Source organism: Anabaena sp. CS-542/02, assembly GCF_028331085.1.
GTDB classification, from domain to species: domain Bacteria; phylum Cyanobacteriota; class Cyanobacteriia; order Cyanobacteriales; family Nostocaceae; genus Anabaenopsis; species Anabaenopsis arnoldii.
Genome location: NZ_JAQMTM010000128.1, coordinates 25,358 through 43,530 on the forward strand (window position 1 = coordinate 25,358; position 18,173 = coordinate 43,530).

Genomic DNA, 18,173 nt, shown 5'->3' on the forward strand with positions numbered 1-18,173 from the left:
GTTATCACAGCTACAAAGGCATAAGAGACCGTTGGCACTGAGGACAGACTGCATGAATTGTCATTTGACAGTCTAGCAGGTGGAATCCCTCCTTTTGAGCCGTTTTTGCACCTATTTTTAAAATCGAGTCGTTTTTAAACTCGATAGTCGCGTTACATTTAACACAAATTAAATGGTGGTGATGATGGGGGGAGGGTTGGTTAATTTCATAATGCTTATGTCCTTCTCCCAGTTCTAGTTCCCGCAAAATCCCCATCCGTGCCATCAATTTCAACGTCCGATAGACTGTTGAAAGGCTGATTCCCTGACCCTCACTCTCCAGTCGATGATAAAGATCCTCAGCACTGAGATGTTCACCTTGGGGAAGTTCTTGGAAAATGTGTAAAATCGTCTCCCGTTGGGGTGTTAAACGCCAACCTCTATCATTTAGTTCTGCCTTGAGCGAAGAAGATGTGTAAACAGTCATATTAATTCTTTTCTCAACAAAGCCTATTAGTTGAGAATATAACAAATTCTGGGATTAATTTGCAATAAATATTTCTTCTTGCCAAAAATTATAAATTAGTCATAGCAGTAACCACAAGTGTTAGGACATTTCCCTGTTTCCTCTTCCCTTAAAACCACAATTATGATGTCCTAAGGTGTATGCGTAGTGCTATAGTTAAAAAAACCCTGGTAAATCTATGGAACCTCCGCCACGCTACGCCATGACTAGGAGAAAGCAGATGGTAGATTTGTTTGGTTGTGGAACCTAGGCGGTTCCAGATTTGACCCTAACTTAAGGACTCTAAATAATCCCGGATAAAGTTGCGTCGTTTCGGTTGGCGCAGCTTTTGCAAGGCTTTGGATTCTATTTGACGTACTCTTTCTCTAGATAAGTCCAGAGCGCGACCAATTTCGGCTAGGGAGTAAGGATGACCATCCGCTAAACCAAACCGCATCAGTATTACATCACGTTCACGGCTAGTTAAATCTGCTAACAAAGTATGCAAGTCTCTTTGTAAAGATTCTCGCACTAACATTTCTTCGGGGGTAATCCCGTCGGTTTCCAATAATTCCCCTAATTCGGTGTCTTTATCTTTGCCTACCTTCGTCTCCATGGACACGGAACGTGGTACTTTAAGTAACACTTCCCTGACTTGGTTTGGTGTCATTTCTAACTCAATGGCTAGGTCTTCTAAGGTGGCTGTACGACCTTTTTCTTGAGAAATTTTCCGTTGTGCTTTTTTAATCTTGTTCAGCTTTTCTGTAATATGAACAGGTAAGCGAATTGTGCGGCTATAAGTGGCGATCGCCCGTGTAATTCCCTGACGAATCCACCAATAAGCATATGTACTAAAGCGATATCCCTTAGTGGGGTCAAATTTTTCTACAGCTCTTTCTAAGCCTAAAGTTCCCTCTTGGACTAAATCCAATAATTCCAAGCCCCGATTTTGATACTTTTTCGCCACGGACACTACCAAGCGCAAATTAGCCTTGATCATGTGTTCCTTGGCTTGGAGTCCTTGGGATTTGATTTGTTCTAGCTCTTCTACTGTTAACTGAGCAATTTCTGCCCAGCGACGTTTGCCATTTGCTAAAGTAGGTTTGAGATCCGGTAGGCTCATCCCCGCCGTACTAGCCCACCTTTCCAAAGATGGGCGGTGTCCCAGTTCAGATGTCAGACGCTCCTGAACCTCAATTAACTTGAGAAATGGCACAATCACTTGATCCCCTTGCTGTGCCGCATTAGCTAGTACAGTCCGCATCCGCAAGTAACGTTGAACTTTTTGGGCTTCTGAAACTTCTTGATCTCGCCCCAGAAGCTGTACTCGCCCAATTTCCTGAAGATATAAACGTACTAGGTCTGTACTCCGACGGTTAGTATTCCCCGCCAAGTGAGCAGGGTCATTTGCTGCTACTTGTAACTCTTGGATATCATCAGCCGATAACTCATCATCAATAGTCAGTTCTGTATTCAAACTCTCGACAGACTTCTGAGCGTAGGAAGCCTCATCTGCATAAAAAGATATTGCTGGCATATGGCTAGTCTCAATGGCTCCAGGTAACAATAGATAATGGCGCAACTAATGAACTGGTGCTATTGCGTGATTCAACATGAACTAATCTGGTAGAGGTTTCAGTTAAGCTTCTGATCCAGACAACACACTGATATTTTTCACACTGTTACCGATGTATCGGTTGAGCGTTTCAATTGAACCAATAGCTATTCAAATCTATATCTAGGTTTTAAATAAACATGGAATATTTTAGTGAGGGTTTTAACACAGGATATCTATATGGCCTATGCCACGATACGCTATCAGGGTGATGTTGGTAACTTGTAAAACTAGTTTTACAAGTTGGTAACTTGTAAAACATATGTTTACCATCGCTATAGTGATATATACATCGGGGTGAAAGAATATCCTGACGATTTTATGATTTTTTTTCTAGGGATTATTCAGGCTCACACTATTCGTGATACTTTGTCATCCTACGCAGCATTAACAGTTGTACTCTGGCTTTATGTCTCGTAGCATTAGTTCCTCCAAAGCTTGTCGGGGTGTGACTTCACCTTGCAGTAAGGCATAAACTTGTTCGGTAATGGGTATAGCAATACTGTGCTCCTGGGCTCGTTTGATTAAGACTTGACAAGTATTCACACCTTCGGCTGTTCCTGGTAAATTTGCCAGAACTTCTACTAGTGTTTTACCCCCAGCCATCTGGTAACCAACTTGGTAATTACGACTGAGGGGACTGTTACAAGTCGCTAACAAATCTCCTAGACCTGATAAACCATAAAATGTTTCCCTCTTTGCACCCCAATTTTGGCCAATGCGAACCATTTCCGTCAGTCCACGGGTGACTAAAGCGGCTTTGGCGTTGGTTCCCAGATGCAAGCCATCACATACACCCGCTGCGATCGCCATAATATTTTTTAATGTTCCCCCTAGTTCCACTCCTATGGGGTCAGGATTGGTATATACCCGGAAACAACTAGAAGAAAATACCTGTTGCACCAATTGAGCCGCTTTCTGGTTCTTGCTGGCCACTACTGTTGCTGCTGGTAGTGATTGGCGAATTTCCGCCGATAAATTTGGCCCTGACAAAACAACTACTGGATGATCAGGGAATGCTCCTTGCCAAATTTGCGAGGGGGTACAGGTAGTTTGGGGATCTAGTCCTTTGGTGGCTGTGACAAAAATTGTTTTGGCTGACAGGGGGAGGAATTCAATTTGAGACACTATTTCACTCACCCCTGTCATGGAGATAGCCGACAAGATGATGTCAGCATTTTGTAAAACTGCTGATAAACTTACTTTTCCCCCACGTGACCAGATACGCACCTCATGGCCGTTGTCCGTGGCTAAGTTGGCTAAGGCCATAGCCCAAGCACCAGCACCCAGTATACCTATGGTAGTTTTTTGCACCACTCTTGATAATCACTGACAATTACTTAAGGACTCAACACTTACTTAACGGGGGTAGCGTTGCATTAGTTCTCTGACTTGCTCTGCATGATATGAGCTTCTTGTCAAGGGTGAAGAAACAACTTGTAAAAATCCGATTTCCTCACCGAAGACCTGCCAAGCTGCAAATTGTTCTGGGGTGATAAAGTCATTAACTTGTAAGTGTTTTTGACTGGGTTGGAGATATTGCCCAATGGTCAAAATGTCACAATCTACACTGCGTAAATCTGCCATGACTTGGCGGACTTCCCCATCAGTTTCACCCAGACCCACCATAATCCCAGATTTGGTGTATACTTGGGGGGCTATTTGCCGCGATCGCCCCAATAATTCTAAACTCCGTCGGTAGTTTCCCTGGGGACGTACCCGGCGATATAACCGCTCTACCGTTTCTGTGTTGTGGTTGAGTACCTCTGGGGAGGCTTGTAAAATCACTTCTAAAGCATTCCAATTACCGCACAAGTCAGGAATTAACACCTCAATTGTGGTTTGAGGTGAGAGTTCCCGCACCGCTTGAATACACAGCACAAACTGAGAAGCACCACCATCAGGTAAATCATCACGGTTGACCGAAGTAATCACCACATGATTTAGTTTCATCCGCTCCACAGCTGCTGCTAGTCGTGCTGGTTCTGTGGGGTCTAGAGGTTGGGGTTTTTTCTCAAAGTCAATATCACAGTAAGGACAGGCGCGGGTACAAGCCGGACCCATAATTAAAAATGTGGCAGTACCAGCTTGAAAGCACTCACCAATATTAGGACATGACGCTTCTTCACAAACTGTGTTAAGCGCTAAATCCCGCAAAATTTCTTTAACGTTACCAACGCGCTGCCATTGAGGCGCTTTTACTCGCAACCAGTCTGGTTTAACAGTCACAATCTGCCCTTATGAAGTTATACAAATCTCATCCTAGCAAAGGGTAGTTCAATGAGTTAGGGTGAGATATTGATTATATATCAACAAAGTTGTACTATTATGATATAATCGTATCGTGTATGTCGTGGCGGGATGTAGCGCAGCTTGGTAGCGCACTTCGTTCGGGACGAAGGGGCCGCTGGTTCGAATCCAGTCATCCCGATGTACATTAACTTAATTTGAATTGTCCGCGTTGACCAACTACCTAGTCATCACGGTGTATTGGCGTTCAAAACTATTACAATCATAGCTTTTATTGATTTCTATTGCTTCAGTTAGGAAAAATCCCCAACGAAGTGCGCCTTTCACCCCACCTAAATTCGAGTAGATGACTTGAATCTGGCCGCCCTAAACCTGGAATAGAAGTCGGGGATATGAGCCCCACAGATATCCCCGACTTCTGACGGTCATTTTATGCAGTAGCCATAAATCTGAATAGAAGTCGGGGATATGAGAGTCAGGAGCGGTGATTAACCACCCATGACCTTACTGATAAGCATCCATAGGTAAACAAGCACAAACAAAATGGCGATCGCCAAAAGCCGAGTCAACTCTCCCCACACTAGGCCAGAACTTATATTCACGAGTCCAGGGACTAGGGTAAGCAGCTTGTTCACGGGGATAGCCATGATTCCAAGCTCCCGCAATCAAACTGTAAGCCGTATGGGGTGCATTTTTGAGCGGATTATCTTGCAGATCCATCTGGCCAGATTCAATAGCAGATATTTCTCCCCGGATAGCAATCAACGCCTCACAGAACCGATCTAACTCTGCGCGAGATTCGCTTTCTGTGGGTTCCACCATCATAGTACCCGCCACAGGCCAAGACACAGTAGGCGCATGGAAACCATAATCAATCAGCCGCTTGGCGATATCATCAACTTCGATCAGCGCCGACTTTTTCACCCCCCGTAAATCTAAAATACACTCATGGGCGACAAAATCATTTTTGCCCTTATACAGCACCGGATAGTAAGACTTTAAGCGGTGGGCGATATAATTAGCATTGAGAATTGCCACCTTAGTCGCCTGGGTCAAACCCTCAGACCCCATCATAGTAATGTACATCCAAGAGATAACTAAAATACTAGCACTACCCCAGGGCGCAGCAGCCACCGCCCCAATTTGAGCATCTCCAGAGGGTATAACCGGGTGTCCAGGGAGGAAAGGAACAAGATGTTGAGCCACACCAATCGGTCCCATACCAGGGCCACCGCCACCATGAGGAATACAGAAAGTTTTATGCAGATTTAAATGACAGACATCCGCCCCAATATCTCCAGGGCGACAAATACCCACTTGGGCATTCATATTCGCCCCATCCATATACACTTGTCCACCGTGATGGTGAACAATGGCGCAGATTTCCTGAATCCCTTCCTCAAACACACCATGGGTGGAAGGATAGGTGACCATTAAAGCCGCCAGTTGATCCCCGTGTTTAGCCGCCTTGGTTTGCAAATCATCCAGGTCAATATTACCCAAATCATCACAAGCAACTGGGATCACCTTCATCCCACACATCACCGCACTGGCGGGATTAGTTCCGTGGGCGGACTCAGGAATTAAACAAATATTACGGTGTCCTTCCCCCCGACTGTGGTGATATTGACGAATTACCAAAAGTCCTGTATACTCACCCTGAGAACCGGCATTAGGTTGTAAAGAAATTCCCGCAAAACCTGTAATTTCCGCTAACCAGGTTTCCAGTTGCTGAAAGAGGATTTGATAACCCCTGGTTTGTGCAACCGGCGCGAAGGGATGAATCTTAGCGAACTCCTCCCAAGTAACGGGGATCATCTCTGCGGTAGCATTCAGTTTCATGGTACAGGAACCCAAGGGAATCATGGATGTAGTTAAAGATAAATCCTTGGTTTCTAGCTGATGCAGATAACGTAATAACTCAGTTTCGGAGTGATAGCGGTTAAACACCGGATGAGTTAGATAACTGCTGGTGCGCTCCAATAACAGATGAGAATAGGAATCAGAAGTTAAATCTTCTAGAGTAAAGGGTAAGTCATCGCTGAGAGCGAAAATCTGCCACAGATCAATTAAATCTTCTGGGGTAGTAGTTTCATCTAGGGAAATACCCACAGATGTAGGATCAAAAACCCGGATATTAATCTTTCTCTCTTGACAAGCTTGCAGAATTGGTGTGAGTGATTGTGCGCCTAACTCTACGCGCAGGGTATCAAAGAAATATTCAGAACTAATCCTGTAACCCAGCCGCTTTAGTCCTGCAGCTAAAATCACAGTTAACTGGTGAATGCTACAGGCAATGTTTTTAATACCATCTCCACCATGATATACAGCATACATACTGGCCATGACTGCCAATAACACCTGGGCAGTACAGATATTACTAGTTGCTTTTTCCCGCCGTATATGCTGTTCCCGGGTTTGTAAAGCCAGACGTAAAGCCCGCTGACCGTGAGCATCTTTTGATACTCCCACAATGCGCCCCGGAACCTGGCGCTTATACTGTTCTTTGGTAGCGAAGTATGCCGCATGGGGTCCCCCAAACCCCATAGGAATACCTAAACGTTGAGTACTACCCACTGCAATATCAGCACCAAATTCTCCGGGTGGTGTCAATAAGGTTAAACTTAAAGGGTCTGCTGCTACCGTCACCAATGCACCCTGAGCATGGGCTTTTTGAATAAAAGCGCGGTAGTCGTAAATCGTGCCATCACTAGCAGGATATTGCAGAATAGCCCCAAAAATCCCTTGGGTAAAATCTTGGCGATGATCACCGATAATGATTTCAATCCCCAAGGGTTGAGCACGAGTTTTCAACACCTCGATAGTTTGGGGATGACAGTTGTCAGAGACAAAATAAGCATGGGCTTGATTTTTGCACACCCCATAACTCAGACTCATGGCTTCTGCTGCTGCGGTCGCTTCATCCAGTAAGGAAGCGTTAGCAATTTCCAACCCTGTGAGGTCAATAATCATTGTCTGGAAATTGAGCAGGGCTTCCAGTCGTCCCTGGGCGATTTCTGGCTGATAGGGGGTGTAAGCTGTATACCAACCCGGATTTTCTAGAATATTGCGCTGAATCACCGGGGGGGTGATACAGTCATAATATCCAGTACCGAGGTATGAACGCCACACCTGATTTTTAGCGGCAATTTGTTTTAATTTAGCTAGAGCGGTATATTCACCCTGGGCTGGTGGTAATTTGAGCTTTTTTTGTAGGCGAATACCGGGGGGTACTGTGTTATCAATCAGTGAATCCAGAGTGTCTAAACCCAATACCTCAAGCATTTCTTGGATTTCTTGGGAGTCGGGGCCAATATGCCGTTCTGAGAAATTAGTTAACTTTGAACTGCTTTGACTAATTATTTCACTAATTATTGGTTCATGGCTGGATTGGGGAATAGGTGGGTAACTTACCACAAGTTGAACTCCAAACGTAACTACTTCATATTTTGCAACAAATATTCAAAGACTGTAGGGACAAGTCCCTACATATCTCATCTACTCCCCTTCTACCAGGGCGCGGTACTCATCAGCGCTCAAAGCATCCAGTACCTCATCGGGATCATTAACACGCACTTTTAACAACCAGGCTTCACCATAGGGGTCTTCTGCTACTTCTTCGGGAGACTCTAGTAAAATCTCATTGCGTTCTATGACTGTACCGGTAACTGGTGAATTGAGGTCTTCAACGGCTTTCACAGATTCAATGGTGCCAAAAGTTTCTCCCTTGGTTACTAGGTCACCAATGTCTGGTAATTCCAAAAAGACAACATCACCCATTTGGTCTATAGCAAATTCAGTAATACCAATGGTGCCAATTTCTCCATCTAGCCGCACGTATTCATGAGTATCCTGGTATTTCAAATCCTGCGGATATTCAAAAGACATTTTAGTTTTTTCCTTCCATATCAAAATAGTTAGCGCCCACAGTTCCCTCAGTTATGGTCGGTCATGATAGCGTTTCCTAATTATATGAGGTCTACCATAGTTACCTTTTCCTTGGTTTAGGGGTCGGGTATGGCTGACCCAAGCGGTAGCTATCGGTGTACCTACTCAACCAAGAAATGCTATAACCATAATTTAAATTGAGTAACTCAAAACACATTATCAGTTAGTGAGACGATTTTGGGAGCGATAAAACGGACGTTTGACTACAACACCCCGGTAATTCTTACCACGTATATCTACTTCTAACTGTTCACCCACCTTTGTTAATTGAGTAGGAACATAGGCTAAGGCTATAGGATAGCCTAATGTGGGGGATAAAGTCCCGCTGGTAATCTCGCCCACAAGTTGACCTGCTGATAGAATGGGGTAGCCATGGCGCGCAATATTCCGCCCTGACATTTGTAAGCCGATTAACCGCTTCTGCACTCCCTGGGCCTTTTGCTGTGCTAAAATTTCTCTACCGATAAAATCATCTTTACTGTCGAGGTGAACTAGCCACCCTAAACCCGCTTCTAGGGGGGTGGTGGTGTCGTCAATGTCTTGACCATAAAGGGCCATGGCTGCTTCTAGTCTTAGGGTGTCTCTAGCACCTAGTCCGCAAGGGGTAACGCCGGTTTGATGGAGTCTTTGCCACAATTCTATACCCTCATCTGCATCTACCATCACCTCAAAACCATCTTCCCCTGTGTAACCGGTGCGGGCGATAAAGGCGGGTTTACCCAGTAGAGTTGCTTGGAGATGACTAAAGGGTTTAATAGGTTGTAGGTCTGCTTGTACTAAGGTCTGAAGATGTTTAACGGCCTCTGGTCCTTGGATGGCAATTAATACTTTTGACTGTGACAGGTCTTGAAATTCTACCTGATTTTGGTCTAGTTGCTCTAATAGCCATGCTTTATCTTTATCTGTGGTGGCTGCATTGACAATTAGTACAGCCTTTTGTGTGCCGGTGCTATCCTCACCTTGATAGTATATGATGATGTCGTCAATAATTCCTCCCTGGGGATTGAGTAAGACTGTGTATTGTGCTTCACCTGGTTTTAGTCGGTTGAGGTCGGAAGGTACTAAGGGCTGAAGTTGGTTAATTAGGTGTTTACCTTGGAGGGTGAATTTACCCATGTGGGATATATCGAACATCCCCGCGGCGGTTCTCACAGCTTCATGTTCCTGACTAATACCAGTAAATTGTACAGGCATTTCCCAACCGCCAAAGCTGGTAAAACGGGCTTTGAGTTCCGCACCTAGTTGATATAACGGGGTTCGCCTTAAGGATGGGGTGATGTCTTGTTGATGAGCCACAGGTATTTATGCGATCGCAGGTCATTATATATCCTAGGGTATGCTTTATAGTTATGGCTCAGGCTAGCTGGGGTTAATCACCGTCAGTAAGCTGTAATAGTGAATAATATAATTGTTGAGATTTGTTAACAAAAAAATGATTAAGTATTGGCAACTACTGGCTAGTTTGGTTTTAGTTACCTTTGTGTTTTTCTTCCCCCTCTCCGCTCAAGCTGCTAGTTCTTCTAGTATTACCCGTTCTGTGGGTGAGGAAGTGGAGGTTAAAGATTACTCTGGTCAAGATTTGGTGGGGACTGAGTTTACCAATGTGGTTTTAAAGAACACTAATTTTAGTAATACGAATTTCCGCGGCGGTGTGTTCAATGGCTCTTTGTTAGAGGGGGTAAATCTCCATGGTGCAGATTTTAGCGATGGTATAGCCTATTTGACTAAGTTTAAAGGTGCTGATTTAACCGATGCTGTATTTACCAATGCGATGATGTTACGTTCTATCTTTGAGAATGTGGACATCACCGGGGCTGATTTTACCGATGCGATTTTAGATGGACCGGAAATTAAAAAACTGTGCGCTCAAGCTAGTGGGGTGAATCCTCAAACTGGTGTAGATACTCGCGAATCTCTCCAATGTAAGTAATAATACAGTATATTCCTTATAATTCAGGGATATAACTGAGAAGCCAGGGGTTAAAACCCCTGTTTAGATGTATTTAAGTTCATTAATTCCCTGGTGCTAATTTAGCAATACTTGCTTTGCTGCAACTTCCATCAGCTTTTGTGTGCTTTCTCTCCCTTGTTTTAATTTGGCTTCTAGGCGATCGCACAGGGACATCAGGCGATCGCACTTCTCCACAATCCGTTTTTGTTCTGCAAGGGGTGGGAGGGGGAATATAAATTGCAATACATGATCTCGACTTATACCTGGTATAGCTATACCAGTACTTAAAGAATAGAATTTATCAGATGCACTTAAACAAAAAATGTAAAGGTATTGATAATTAACTAAAATAGGACGCAGTGCCATAAGCTGACGACCAATACCAGCTTGTTTTAAATTTAAAATATTCGATTTACCTACTGTTCCTTTTACAGAAAGTAAAATATCATTTTCAATAGCTACAGCTTTTGGTTGTTTCGTCCATCTAGTTATTGTTGGATAAACTTGTCCAAAGTCAGAAGCGCCAGTTAAGTAAGAAATTCCCATTCCATTATTATTCTGTTCATCTGCACCCAGATGCTGTCCTGATACCAATTCAATACACTCACCTAATCGAATAAATTTCCAACTAGATGGCAAACTAAAAGTTATGTCGCTAACTTTAACAGGTAAATAATTATTGATTTTTTTTATTTTATTATCCTTAACTAACTCTTCCTTCTGCTTTTTAATCCTCTCCAACAACACCGCAGCAGGTTCATCATTTGGATCTTGTCTTACAAGCTTACCCATGACAGCCAATTGCAAAATCGCCTGACGTAGTTTAGGAATGGTTTCAGGGACACTGTAGAGTAAATCAAAATTATTACAAATGCGTTCCCAGTGGTGGCGGAAATCATCGGGATTTTGGGAGGAGAGGAGTTGAGCGATCGCACCTTCATTCATCCTCACAATACTATCTTGCTTTTGTTTGTGCTGTTTTTCGATTTCGTCGCACAGGGACATCAGGCGATCGCACTTTTCTACAATCCGTTTTTGTTCCGCAAGGGGTGGGAGGGGAACTTGAATATATTTGAGTTTTTCGAGTGAAATATAGGGCATAGCTGAACCAACTGAGTTTTCTTTAATATAGTTTTGAACCTCATCTGAGAGTAAAACAAATTTCAAATAATAGGGATTTACTATAATTTGTTTAATTAAGGCTAATTGAACAAATATACTAAATTCAATATCTACTTCTACAACAGTTGTAACGCCAATTGTGCTGCCAACTTTACATATCAAAATATCACCCTTTTCAGGGTTACATCTTTGATAATATATTTCATGTTCTTCAGGTGAAATATATTTAGTATTACTAAAATCTAGCATTCCATTTTTTAACTGTGTCACAGATAAAAATGGAATTCCACATTCAGTATATTTTGGTGTTTTATGAACTCCATCAGTAATTTTAGAGCATATATCATCTAATCTTGTCCACTCCCATCCTACGGGTAGTTTAAATGCTACCTCGTCTATTTCAACCGCTGGTAATATTTGTGACTTTCTAATTTTTTTCTCCTTGATCAACCACTCTTTCTCAAGCTTTATTTTTTCCAGTAAAAATGAAGCAGGTTCATCATTTGGCTCTTGTCTTACAAGCTTACCCATGACAGCCAATTGCAAAATCAACTCCCGCAACTTAGCTGTTGCATTTGGCGCATCAGTCAACAAATCAAAATTTGTAAAAAAAGTATCTACTTTCATAATTAAACAGCAATCAAAACAGGTTGGAAAGGTTGCAGCAAAATTCCTAAAATCTTATCAACTTCTTTGATATAATATTCAATCTGATCAATGTAAACAACTGTCCCTTCTAAAAATAAAAATTTCCAATTAGTACCAGTAGTCACAGAACCATAAATACGCTCAACTTCATTACCCTTACTCTGATTAAATATCTGCGCCGCCACCATCGCCGCCACACATTGACCAAGACCGCCAATAATATCTTCTTTTTTAGCCTCAAATATAATAGTTACAGGGGCAGAAATATATAATTGTTCTGGAGACCCACTGATAATATAATCACAAAACCCTTGTAACCCTCTTTGGGAATCGACATTAAACTCATTACCCGAAAACAGAGAGATTTGATAATTTAATAGTCGTCTCACCTCGGCTAGAATTGGCGCAATTAAAAATTCTGATCTAGCTTTTTCAGTAGAAATAGATGTGGCTAAGGGAACATAATCACTCAGTAGAGTTGTTAAAGTTGCAGATGGTAATACTGGTTTCGTATCCACAAATAAATTACGGCTTTCCTCCAAGGTTAAGCCAAAATCATTTTTAACTTTTGCTAGGTTGAAATCACTATAAGCCATCCTTCTACCTCGCGATGATGAATAAGTTTTAATAATTTCGGCTCTACCGTACTTGTTATGCTAATTTAACAACTGGTTCGAGGGAACACCGGAACAGGGAACAGGGAACAGAGATTAAGAAGGAATATTCAGGCATTTTCTTCAATAACCAACATTATTTCCCTTATACGGTAAGCCTTTTCGGATTTTATCAAAACAATTTAGCATATTAGGTACTGAAGAACCATAATTTCTTAGGGTTCAATAAGATGTTGTTTTATAACTTTGCAACAGGGAACACCGGATAAAAAGGGAAACAACAAAATCCAGTCCCCTCCCCTTACAAGGGGAGGGTTAGGGTGGGGTCAATATTTGAGACACTAGCCATAAATTTTCAAACATCCTCTAAAAGGTTAATCTTTACTCTAATTGATCATTACCCTCCAAAGCTGACATCAACTCAAATTTTAACTTATCGCGCACATCACCCAACTCAGCCATGAGTTTGTGATATTCTGCTAACATTTCATCTAAATCAGCCTGTTCTATATCAACTTGGTGGGGATTTTTAATATCTAGGTTGTAATTATTCGCCTTTAAATCAGTAATTGTAACTTTCCACGCAAATTCATTCTCCTCGCGGTTATCCCACCATTCCTGCTCTGGTGCAAACTCCTCAAAGCGAATCGGCTTAGTTTTAGAATATGACTTATACCCCCCTGGGTAGGGGTGTTCATAATACCAGATGGTTTCTGTGGGTTCTCCTTTAGTGAAAAATAGCAGATTAGTCTTAATACCTGTGTAGGGATTAAATACCCCATTTGGTAACCGCACAATTGTATGTAGATTGCAATCTTGCAGCAGTTTTTCCTTAATGCGAGTTTTCACACCTTCCCCAAACAGGGTTCCATCGGGTAAAACTATTGCGCCTCTACCGCCTTCTTTGAGTAAATTAACAATCAGCACTAAAAATAAATCTGCTGTTTCCTTGGTGCGGAAGGTAGCGGGGAAATTATCCTCAATTCCATCTTCCTCCATCCCCCCAAAAGGCGGATTAGTAATAATTACATCTACCCGTTCTTGAGGACTGTAATCCCGCAATGGTCGCGCCAAAGTATTATCATGTTCGGCTGCGGGTATATCAATACCATGTAAAATCAAATTAGTGATACACAGATTATAAGGTAAGGGCTTTTTCTCAGTTCCGCAAATTGTCCTTTGCAGAATTTGTGGGACATCAGCACTTTGGAAATGTTGGCGAATGTAATCAATAGTTGCTGTTAAAAAGCCACCTGTACCACAAGCGGGATCAAGGACAATTTCCCCTAGTTGTGGTTTGATTCTATCGACAATAAACTTAGTCACCGCACGGGGGGTATAATATTCTCCTGCATTTCCCGCACTTTGTAAATCTTGGAGAATCTTTTCATAAATTTCGCTGAACTGTTTTTTCTGCTCTTTTTTATTAAAGTCAATTTCATTAAGTTTGTTAATTACTTGGCGGATGAGAGTACCATTTTTCATATAATTGTAGGCATCTTCAAATACCTTACCAATCATTTGCCCACGGGGATCAGTGGTGGTAGTTCTCAGGTCTTTGAGAGTTTTAAATAAACTATTATCGACAAAATCTAGTAAAGCATCTCCGGTAATTCCTTCTGCATCCGTAGCCCAGTTACGCCAGCGTAAACCTTCAGGAATAGGAGATTTATAATTATCCTCTAGGAGTTCGTATTCTTGTTCACGAGCATCAAAAACCTTGAGAAAAATCATCCAAACTAATTGACTGATGCGTTGTGCGTCACCATCAACGCCCGCATCTTTGCGCATAATATCTTGAATGGTTTTAATTGTAGTGCTGATGGACATAATAAATTTTGTCTTTGTCCCGGTTGTCCTAGTGGGTGGCTGAATGTCTTAACCAGGATACTGGTAAACCCCACTACATAGCAAGGTCATAAATTTTCTGTTTTAATTCTTGCAAACTTTGTAAATAATTCTGCTTACCGCCAAAAATATTAATGATCTCTAAGGGAGTACCTAAATCACTGATTGGTTTAACTTTCAACACATCCAGAGTTTCAATATCTTCAACTCCCCGATCAGCGTACTTATCTAACAAAGCATTTAAAACCGTTCTGGTTTGTTCCCCATACCTGCTAAAGTAGTTACCCTTGCGGACATTGTTCGCCCTTTCCTTGCGTGTCAGTGGTGGTTGGTCAAAGACCACATGACAAATTAAATCTAAGGGGTCAAAATCCTGACCAATCTCTTTTTCTAAAGCTTCCCAAAGTACACCCAATTCTTGTAACTCCTGAATAATCGCCTGTTTCTGCTCACTAGAACGCCATTTTTTTAAGAAAATATCTAATGAAGCGTACTCCTGAGTCACTGTTTTGCGAGTATAGTCTTTAATTGATTCTGTAATTAGCTTACCGTCTTTACCGTAGTATTGCTCCCGAATCAGAGTAACGTTGACTTCTTGATCTGCAACTACATACTTTTCTCGCTTCTGCTTGCGGATAATTTCACCATCATCTATGATTTGCTCATCATCCCCATGATCAGGGGGATTAATTGGGTCATCGGGTTTGGGTTGATAAATTTGTACAGGTTCACCATCAAAGTCAGGGTCAGCAAATAACTGGGTTGCTTTCTTAAAATCTATAATGGTGAAGAACATTTTACCGTAGTCTTCATCAATGCGAGTTCCCCGCCCAACTATCTGCTTAAATTTAGTCATAGACAGAATGCGCTGATCTAAAACAATCAACTTGCAAGTTTTAGCATCAACACCGGTGGTGAGTAACTCTGAGGTGGTAACAATGGTGGGATATTTACTTTCTGGGTTGATAAAATTATCTAATTCTGCCTTACCTTGAGCATCATCCCCGGTAATTCGCATAATGTAGCGACTATTCTTGGCGACTAAATCAATATTTTCATTCACCAATGCTACCCGCATCCGTTCCGCGTGGTCGGTGGTTTCACAAAAAACGATAGTTTTGGCAAAGCGATCGCTGGATTTGAGATAATCAGAAATTATCCGTGCTACTAGCTCAGTGCGCTTCTCTAACACCAGGGTTTTATCAAAATCTTGCTGATTAAATATCTGGTCGGGAATTTCTTTACCGTATTTATCCCGTTGTCCTGGTTTCGGTTTCCATCCACTCAAGTCTAGATCAAAATCAATGCGAATTACTTTGTAAGGAGCTAAAAAGCCATCTTCAATCCCTTGTTTCAGGGAATAGGTAAAAACTGGCTCTCCAAAATAATCAATATTAGAAACTTCCTCTGTTTCCCTGGGGGTAGCTGTCAAGCCAATCTGGGTAGCGCTGCTAAAATAGGTTAAAATATCTCGCCATGCTGAATCCTCATTGGCGCTTCCCCGATGGCACTCATCTATTATAATTAGGTCAAAAAAATCTGGAGAAAATTGGCGATAAATGTTTTTCGCCGCTTCATTTCCCGTCACTGCTTGATATAGGGAGAGATAAATTTCATAGGATTTATCTACCTGTCGCTGCTTAATTTTTGTCATTTTTGAGCCAAAGGGTTTAAAATCATTGACTCTAGTTTGATCAATTAAAATGTTGCGGTCTGCTAAAAACAGAATACGCTTTTTTGCTCCCGACTTCCACAACCGCCAGATAATTTGAAAAGCTGTAAAAGTCTTACCTGTACCCGTGGCCATCACTAATAAAATCCGGTTTTGTCCTTTGGCGATCGCTTCAATTGTGCGGTTAATAGCAATCTGTTGATAATAGCGGGGTTGTTTTTGCTCAGGACTGGGATAGTAATCTTGGGAAATAATCCCCTGAATTTCCGAGTCAATTCCCTTCCAATTACAGTATTTTTGCCAAAGGTCTTCCGGTGTGGGGAACTGGTCCAGGGGTATTTCTCGCTCTCGCTGTCCCTCGGTCATAGTGCGATCGCACATCATAAAAGCGTCCCCATTAGAACTAAAGATGAATGGGACATCAATTAATTCACCAGTGGCGATCGCCTGTTGCATTCCGGCGCTCACACTGTGATTATTATCCTTAGCCTCAATCACAGCTAGTGGTACACCGGGTTTGTAATACAGCACATAATCCGCGCGTTTTTGTTTACCCCGAATAGCAAGCTTACCCTTAACAATCACCCTCCCCTTTGTCAGCGTTACTTCCTCTCGAATCTGAATATTGATATTCCATCCCTGATTCACTAAAGCTGGTGTGATGTACTTTGTACAGATATCACGTTCACTTAAAGATTTCTTATCAATAGCTTCTGACATAAAAGTCCCGCTGAAACGTGAACACAAAAATACACAACCTCAGTATACAAGATTGGGTAGTAACCTTTAACCTATATTTCAACCACAACCGCTCACCCTCTCCTAATTAAAGGGAAGACTAGGGGAGACCAAGATTTGATTAACAGTAATGTTCACATCTGGTAGGGAGAGAATTGTTAAATTTTGACCCGCTGTGAATTTTTGCCTCAGCTGATAACCTGTATCTGTCGGTTGTTGATAAACTTCGACAATTTGTGAGTTAATATCTACTAACCAAACTTCCATGATCTTTGCTTGTGCATATAAGGGGATTTTCTCCTCTCGGTCATACATGACAGTGGAATCACTCACCTCAATTAACAAAAAAATATCCTCAGCTTGGGGGTGTGCGGTTTCATAAAAATCATCTCGGTGTTTGAGTAATGCCACATCTGGCTGAGGTTCGGAGTTATTATTTAATACAACGGGATTTTGAGCAGCAACTATTACCTGTTTCCCTAACAACTGCACCAACAAATTCACTAGTCGATTTACACAAGCTGCGTGTTTTGTCCCAATGGGCGACATCTGCAGAATTTCCCCCCGAATCAGTTCTACTCGGTCATTCTCTGTGAGAATTTCCGACTCAACCATTTTGTGATATTCCTCAACTGTAAATTTCCGTCTTAGCAATTGCACAGACATGATTACCTCGACTTTTTCGCCAGAATATCAAGAGTGATGGGGGGTTTTACCATCCCCTTACCACCCCCACAACGAAATAATATAACCAAATAATATAGCCTTTTTCAGGCTCATGAAGTACACACCAATTCCCTATTCCCTATTCCCTGTTCCCTGTTCCCTGTTCCCTCAAACTAAAAAAATGTACCTCACGAGCATGGGAAATGCTATATAAACGTATAAATTATATAAATATGGAGCTAAGCGGATTCGAACCGCTGACCCCCTCAATGCCATTGAGATGCGCTACCAACTGCGCTATAGCCCCGAGTCATGCTTTATCATAATCCCTGAAGATTTGAGTTTTGTCAAGGTGGATTTATGATTAATCTCTAATTCTTCAGGATTTTTTAAGACAATTGTAACAAATAGGTCATACAATGCCCCATCAGAAAATAAACAACTAACATAGCCGCCGCCGCCAGAGCCACTAAGCCCCCAGCCAGCATTAAGGAAAACTCCTTATGCTGTACGGCTTTTTCCATCAGGTGCAAGGACCACGCCACTAGTGCAATGTCAAATAATAAAATTACAACCAACATAATATTTCTTCATATTTATTCATACTTATACACCTA

General features: G+C 42.1%; 14 protein-coding genes and 2 tRNA genes. 2 read left to right on the forward strand and 14 right to left on the reverse strand.

The genetic code is table 11. From position 1 onward, the window contains the following. Positions 1 to 10 precede the first annotated feature (10 nt). The 4 genes from PN447_RS13965 to lipA form a co-directional block, all read right to left on the reverse strand. Positions 11 to 466, reverse strand: a complete 456-nt coding sequence (locus tag PN447_RS13965) for a transcriptional repressor (protein ID WP_271763643.1) — start codon at positions 464 to 466, stop codon at positions 11 to 13. A 307-nt stretch (positions 467 to 773) separates the two neighbouring features. Continuing rightward, positions 774 to 2,021, reverse strand: coding sequence for an RNA polymerase sigma factor SigC (gene sigC, locus PN447_RS13970; RefSeq protein WP_271763644.1), 1,248 nt, complete (start codon positions 2,019 to 2,021; stop codon positions 774 to 776). A gap of 465 nt (positions 2,022 to 2,486) precedes the next feature. Continuing rightward, positions 2,487 to 3,413 carry an NAD(P)H-dependent glycerol-3-phosphate dehydrogenase gene (locus tag PN447_RS13975; RefSeq protein ID WP_271763645.1) on the reverse strand — a complete coding sequence of 309 codons (927 nt, stop codon included), beginning with the start codon at positions 3,411 to 3,413 and terminating at the stop codon, positions 2,487 to 2,489. 45 nt (positions 3,414 to 3,458) lie between these two features. Then, a complete protein-coding gene (gene lipA, locus PN447_RS13980; RefSeq protein ID WP_271763646.1) occupies positions 3,459 to 4,328 on the reverse strand; it encodes a lipoyl synthase in 870 nt (289 codons plus the stop codon). Positions 4,329 to 4,456: 128 nt separating this feature from the next. Between lipA and PN447_RS13985 the strand changes: the two genes are divergently transcribed. Beyond that, positions 4,457 to 4,530, forward strand: a tRNA-Pro gene (locus tag PN447_RS13985). Between the two features lie 323 nt (positions 4,531 to 4,853). Here the strand turns inward: PN447_RS13985 and gcvP are convergent. The 3 genes from gcvP to gcvT all read right to left on the reverse strand — a co-directional run bounded on the left by gcvP (position 4,854) and on the right by gcvT (position 9,593). Further along, entirely contained in the window at positions 4,854 to 7,766 is a 2,913-nt protein-coding gene (gcvP, locus tag PN447_RS13990) for an aminomethyl-transferring glycine dehydrogenase (protein WP_271763647.1), read from the reverse strand. A gap of 81 nt (positions 7,767 to 7,847) precedes the next feature. Then, the gene (gene gcvH / locus PN447_RS13995; RefSeq protein ID WP_271730529.1) at positions 7,848 to 8,237 is read right to left on the reverse strand and encodes a glycine cleavage system protein GcvH; all 390 of its coding nucleotides are present in this window, start codon (positions 8,235 to 8,237) and stop codon (positions 7,848 to 7,850) included. Positions 8,238 to 8,456: 219 nt separating this feature from the next. Then, complete coding sequence (gene gcvT / locus PN447_RS14000) at positions 8,457 to 9,593, reverse strand: glycine cleavage system aminomethyltransferase GcvT (protein WP_271763648.1); 1,137 nt, start codon at positions 9,591 to 9,593, stop codon at positions 8,457 to 8,459. 139 nt (positions 9,594 to 9,732) lie between these two features. Between gcvT and PN447_RS14005 the strand changes: the two genes are divergently transcribed. Beyond that, positions 9,733 to 10,227 carry a pentapeptide repeat-containing protein gene (locus PN447_RS14005; protein WP_271763669.1) on the forward strand — a complete coding sequence of 165 codons (495 nt, stop codon included), beginning with the start codon at positions 9,733 to 9,735 and terminating at the stop codon, positions 10,225 to 10,227. Between the two features lie 96 nt (positions 10,228 to 10,323). Here the strand turns inward: PN447_RS14005 and PN447_RS14010 are convergent, their stop codons facing one another. The 7 genes from PN447_RS14010 to PN447_RS14040 all read right to left on the reverse strand — a co-directional run bounded on the left by PN447_RS14010 (position 10,324) and on the right by PN447_RS14040 (position 18,137). Next, positions 10,324 to 11,997 (reverse strand): restriction endonuclease subunit S, encoded by a 1,674-nt coding sequence (locus tag PN447_RS14010; RefSeq protein WP_271763649.1) that lies wholly within the window; start codon positions 11,995 to 11,997, stop codon positions 10,324 to 10,326. Between the two features lie 2 nt (positions 11,998 to 11,999). Continuing rightward, positions 12,000 to 12,614, reverse strand: coding sequence for a hypothetical protein (locus PN447_RS14015; protein ID WP_271763650.1), 615 nt, complete (start codon positions 12,612 to 12,614; stop codon positions 12,000 to 12,002). A 399-nt stretch (positions 12,615 to 13,013) separates the two neighbouring features. Next, entirely contained in the window at positions 13,014 to 14,462 is a 1,449-nt protein-coding gene (locus tag PN447_RS14020; protein WP_271763651.1) for a type I restriction-modification system subunit M, read from the reverse strand. A gap of 73 nt (positions 14,463 to 14,535) precedes the next feature. Beyond that, positions 14,536 to 16,872 carry an EcoAI/FtnUII family type I restriction enzme subunit R gene (gene hsdR / locus PN447_RS14025; RefSeq protein ID WP_271763652.1) on the reverse strand — a complete coding sequence of 779 codons (2,337 nt, stop codon included), beginning with the start codon at positions 16,870 to 16,872 and terminating at the stop codon, positions 14,536 to 14,538. A gap of 102 nt (positions 16,873 to 16,974) precedes the next feature. Continuing rightward, a complete protein-coding gene (locus PN447_RS14030; RefSeq protein WP_271763653.1) occupies positions 16,975 to 17,556 on the reverse strand; it encodes a Uma2 family endonuclease in 582 nt (193 codons plus the stop codon). A 234-nt stretch (positions 17,557 to 17,790) separates the two neighbouring features. Then, positions 17,791 to 17,863, reverse strand: a tRNA-Ala gene (locus PN447_RS14035). An 82-nt stretch (positions 17,864 to 17,945) separates the two neighbouring features. Next, positions 17,946 to 18,137 (reverse strand): hypothetical protein, encoded by a 192-nt coding sequence (locus PN447_RS14040; protein WP_271763654.1) that lies wholly within the window; start codon positions 18,135 to 18,137, stop codon positions 17,946 to 17,948. Positions 18,138 to 18,173: the final 36 nt, after the last annotated feature.

Coding starts and splice junctions, on each gene's coding strand:
- PN447_RS13965 (WP_271763643.1), bottom strand. CDS start 466: ATGACTGTTTACACATCTTCTTCGCTCAAGGCAGAACTAAATGATAGA.
- sigC (WP_271763644.1), bottom strand. CDS start 2,021: ATGCCAGCAATATCTTTTTATGCAGATGAGGCTTCCTACGCTCAGAAG.
- gcvH (WP_271730529.1), bottom strand. CDS start 8,237: ATGTCTTTTGAATATCCGCAGGATTTGAAATACCAGGATACTCATGAA.
- PN447_RS14010 (WP_271763649.1), bottom strand. CDS start 11,997: ATGAAAGTAGATACTTTTTTTACAAATTTTGATTTGTTGACTGATGCG.
- PN447_RS14015 (WP_271763650.1), bottom strand. CDS start 12,614: ATGGCTTATAGTGATTTCAACCTAGCAAAAGTTAAAAATGATTTTGGC.
- PN447_RS14020 (WP_271763651.1), bottom strand. CDS start 14,462: ATGTCCATCAGCACTACAATTAAAACCATTCAAGATATTATGCGCAAA.
- hsdR (WP_271763652.1), bottom strand. CDS start 16,872: ATGTCAGAAGCTATTGATAAGAAATCTTTAAGTGAACGTGATATCTGT.
- PN447_RS14030 (WP_271763653.1), bottom strand. CDS start 17,556: ATGTCTGTGCAATTGCTAAGACGGAAATTTACAGTTGAGGAATATCAC.
- PN447_RS14040 (WP_271763654.1), bottom strand. CDS start 18,137: ATGTTGGTTGTAATTTTATTATTTGACATTGCACTAGTGGCGTGGTCC.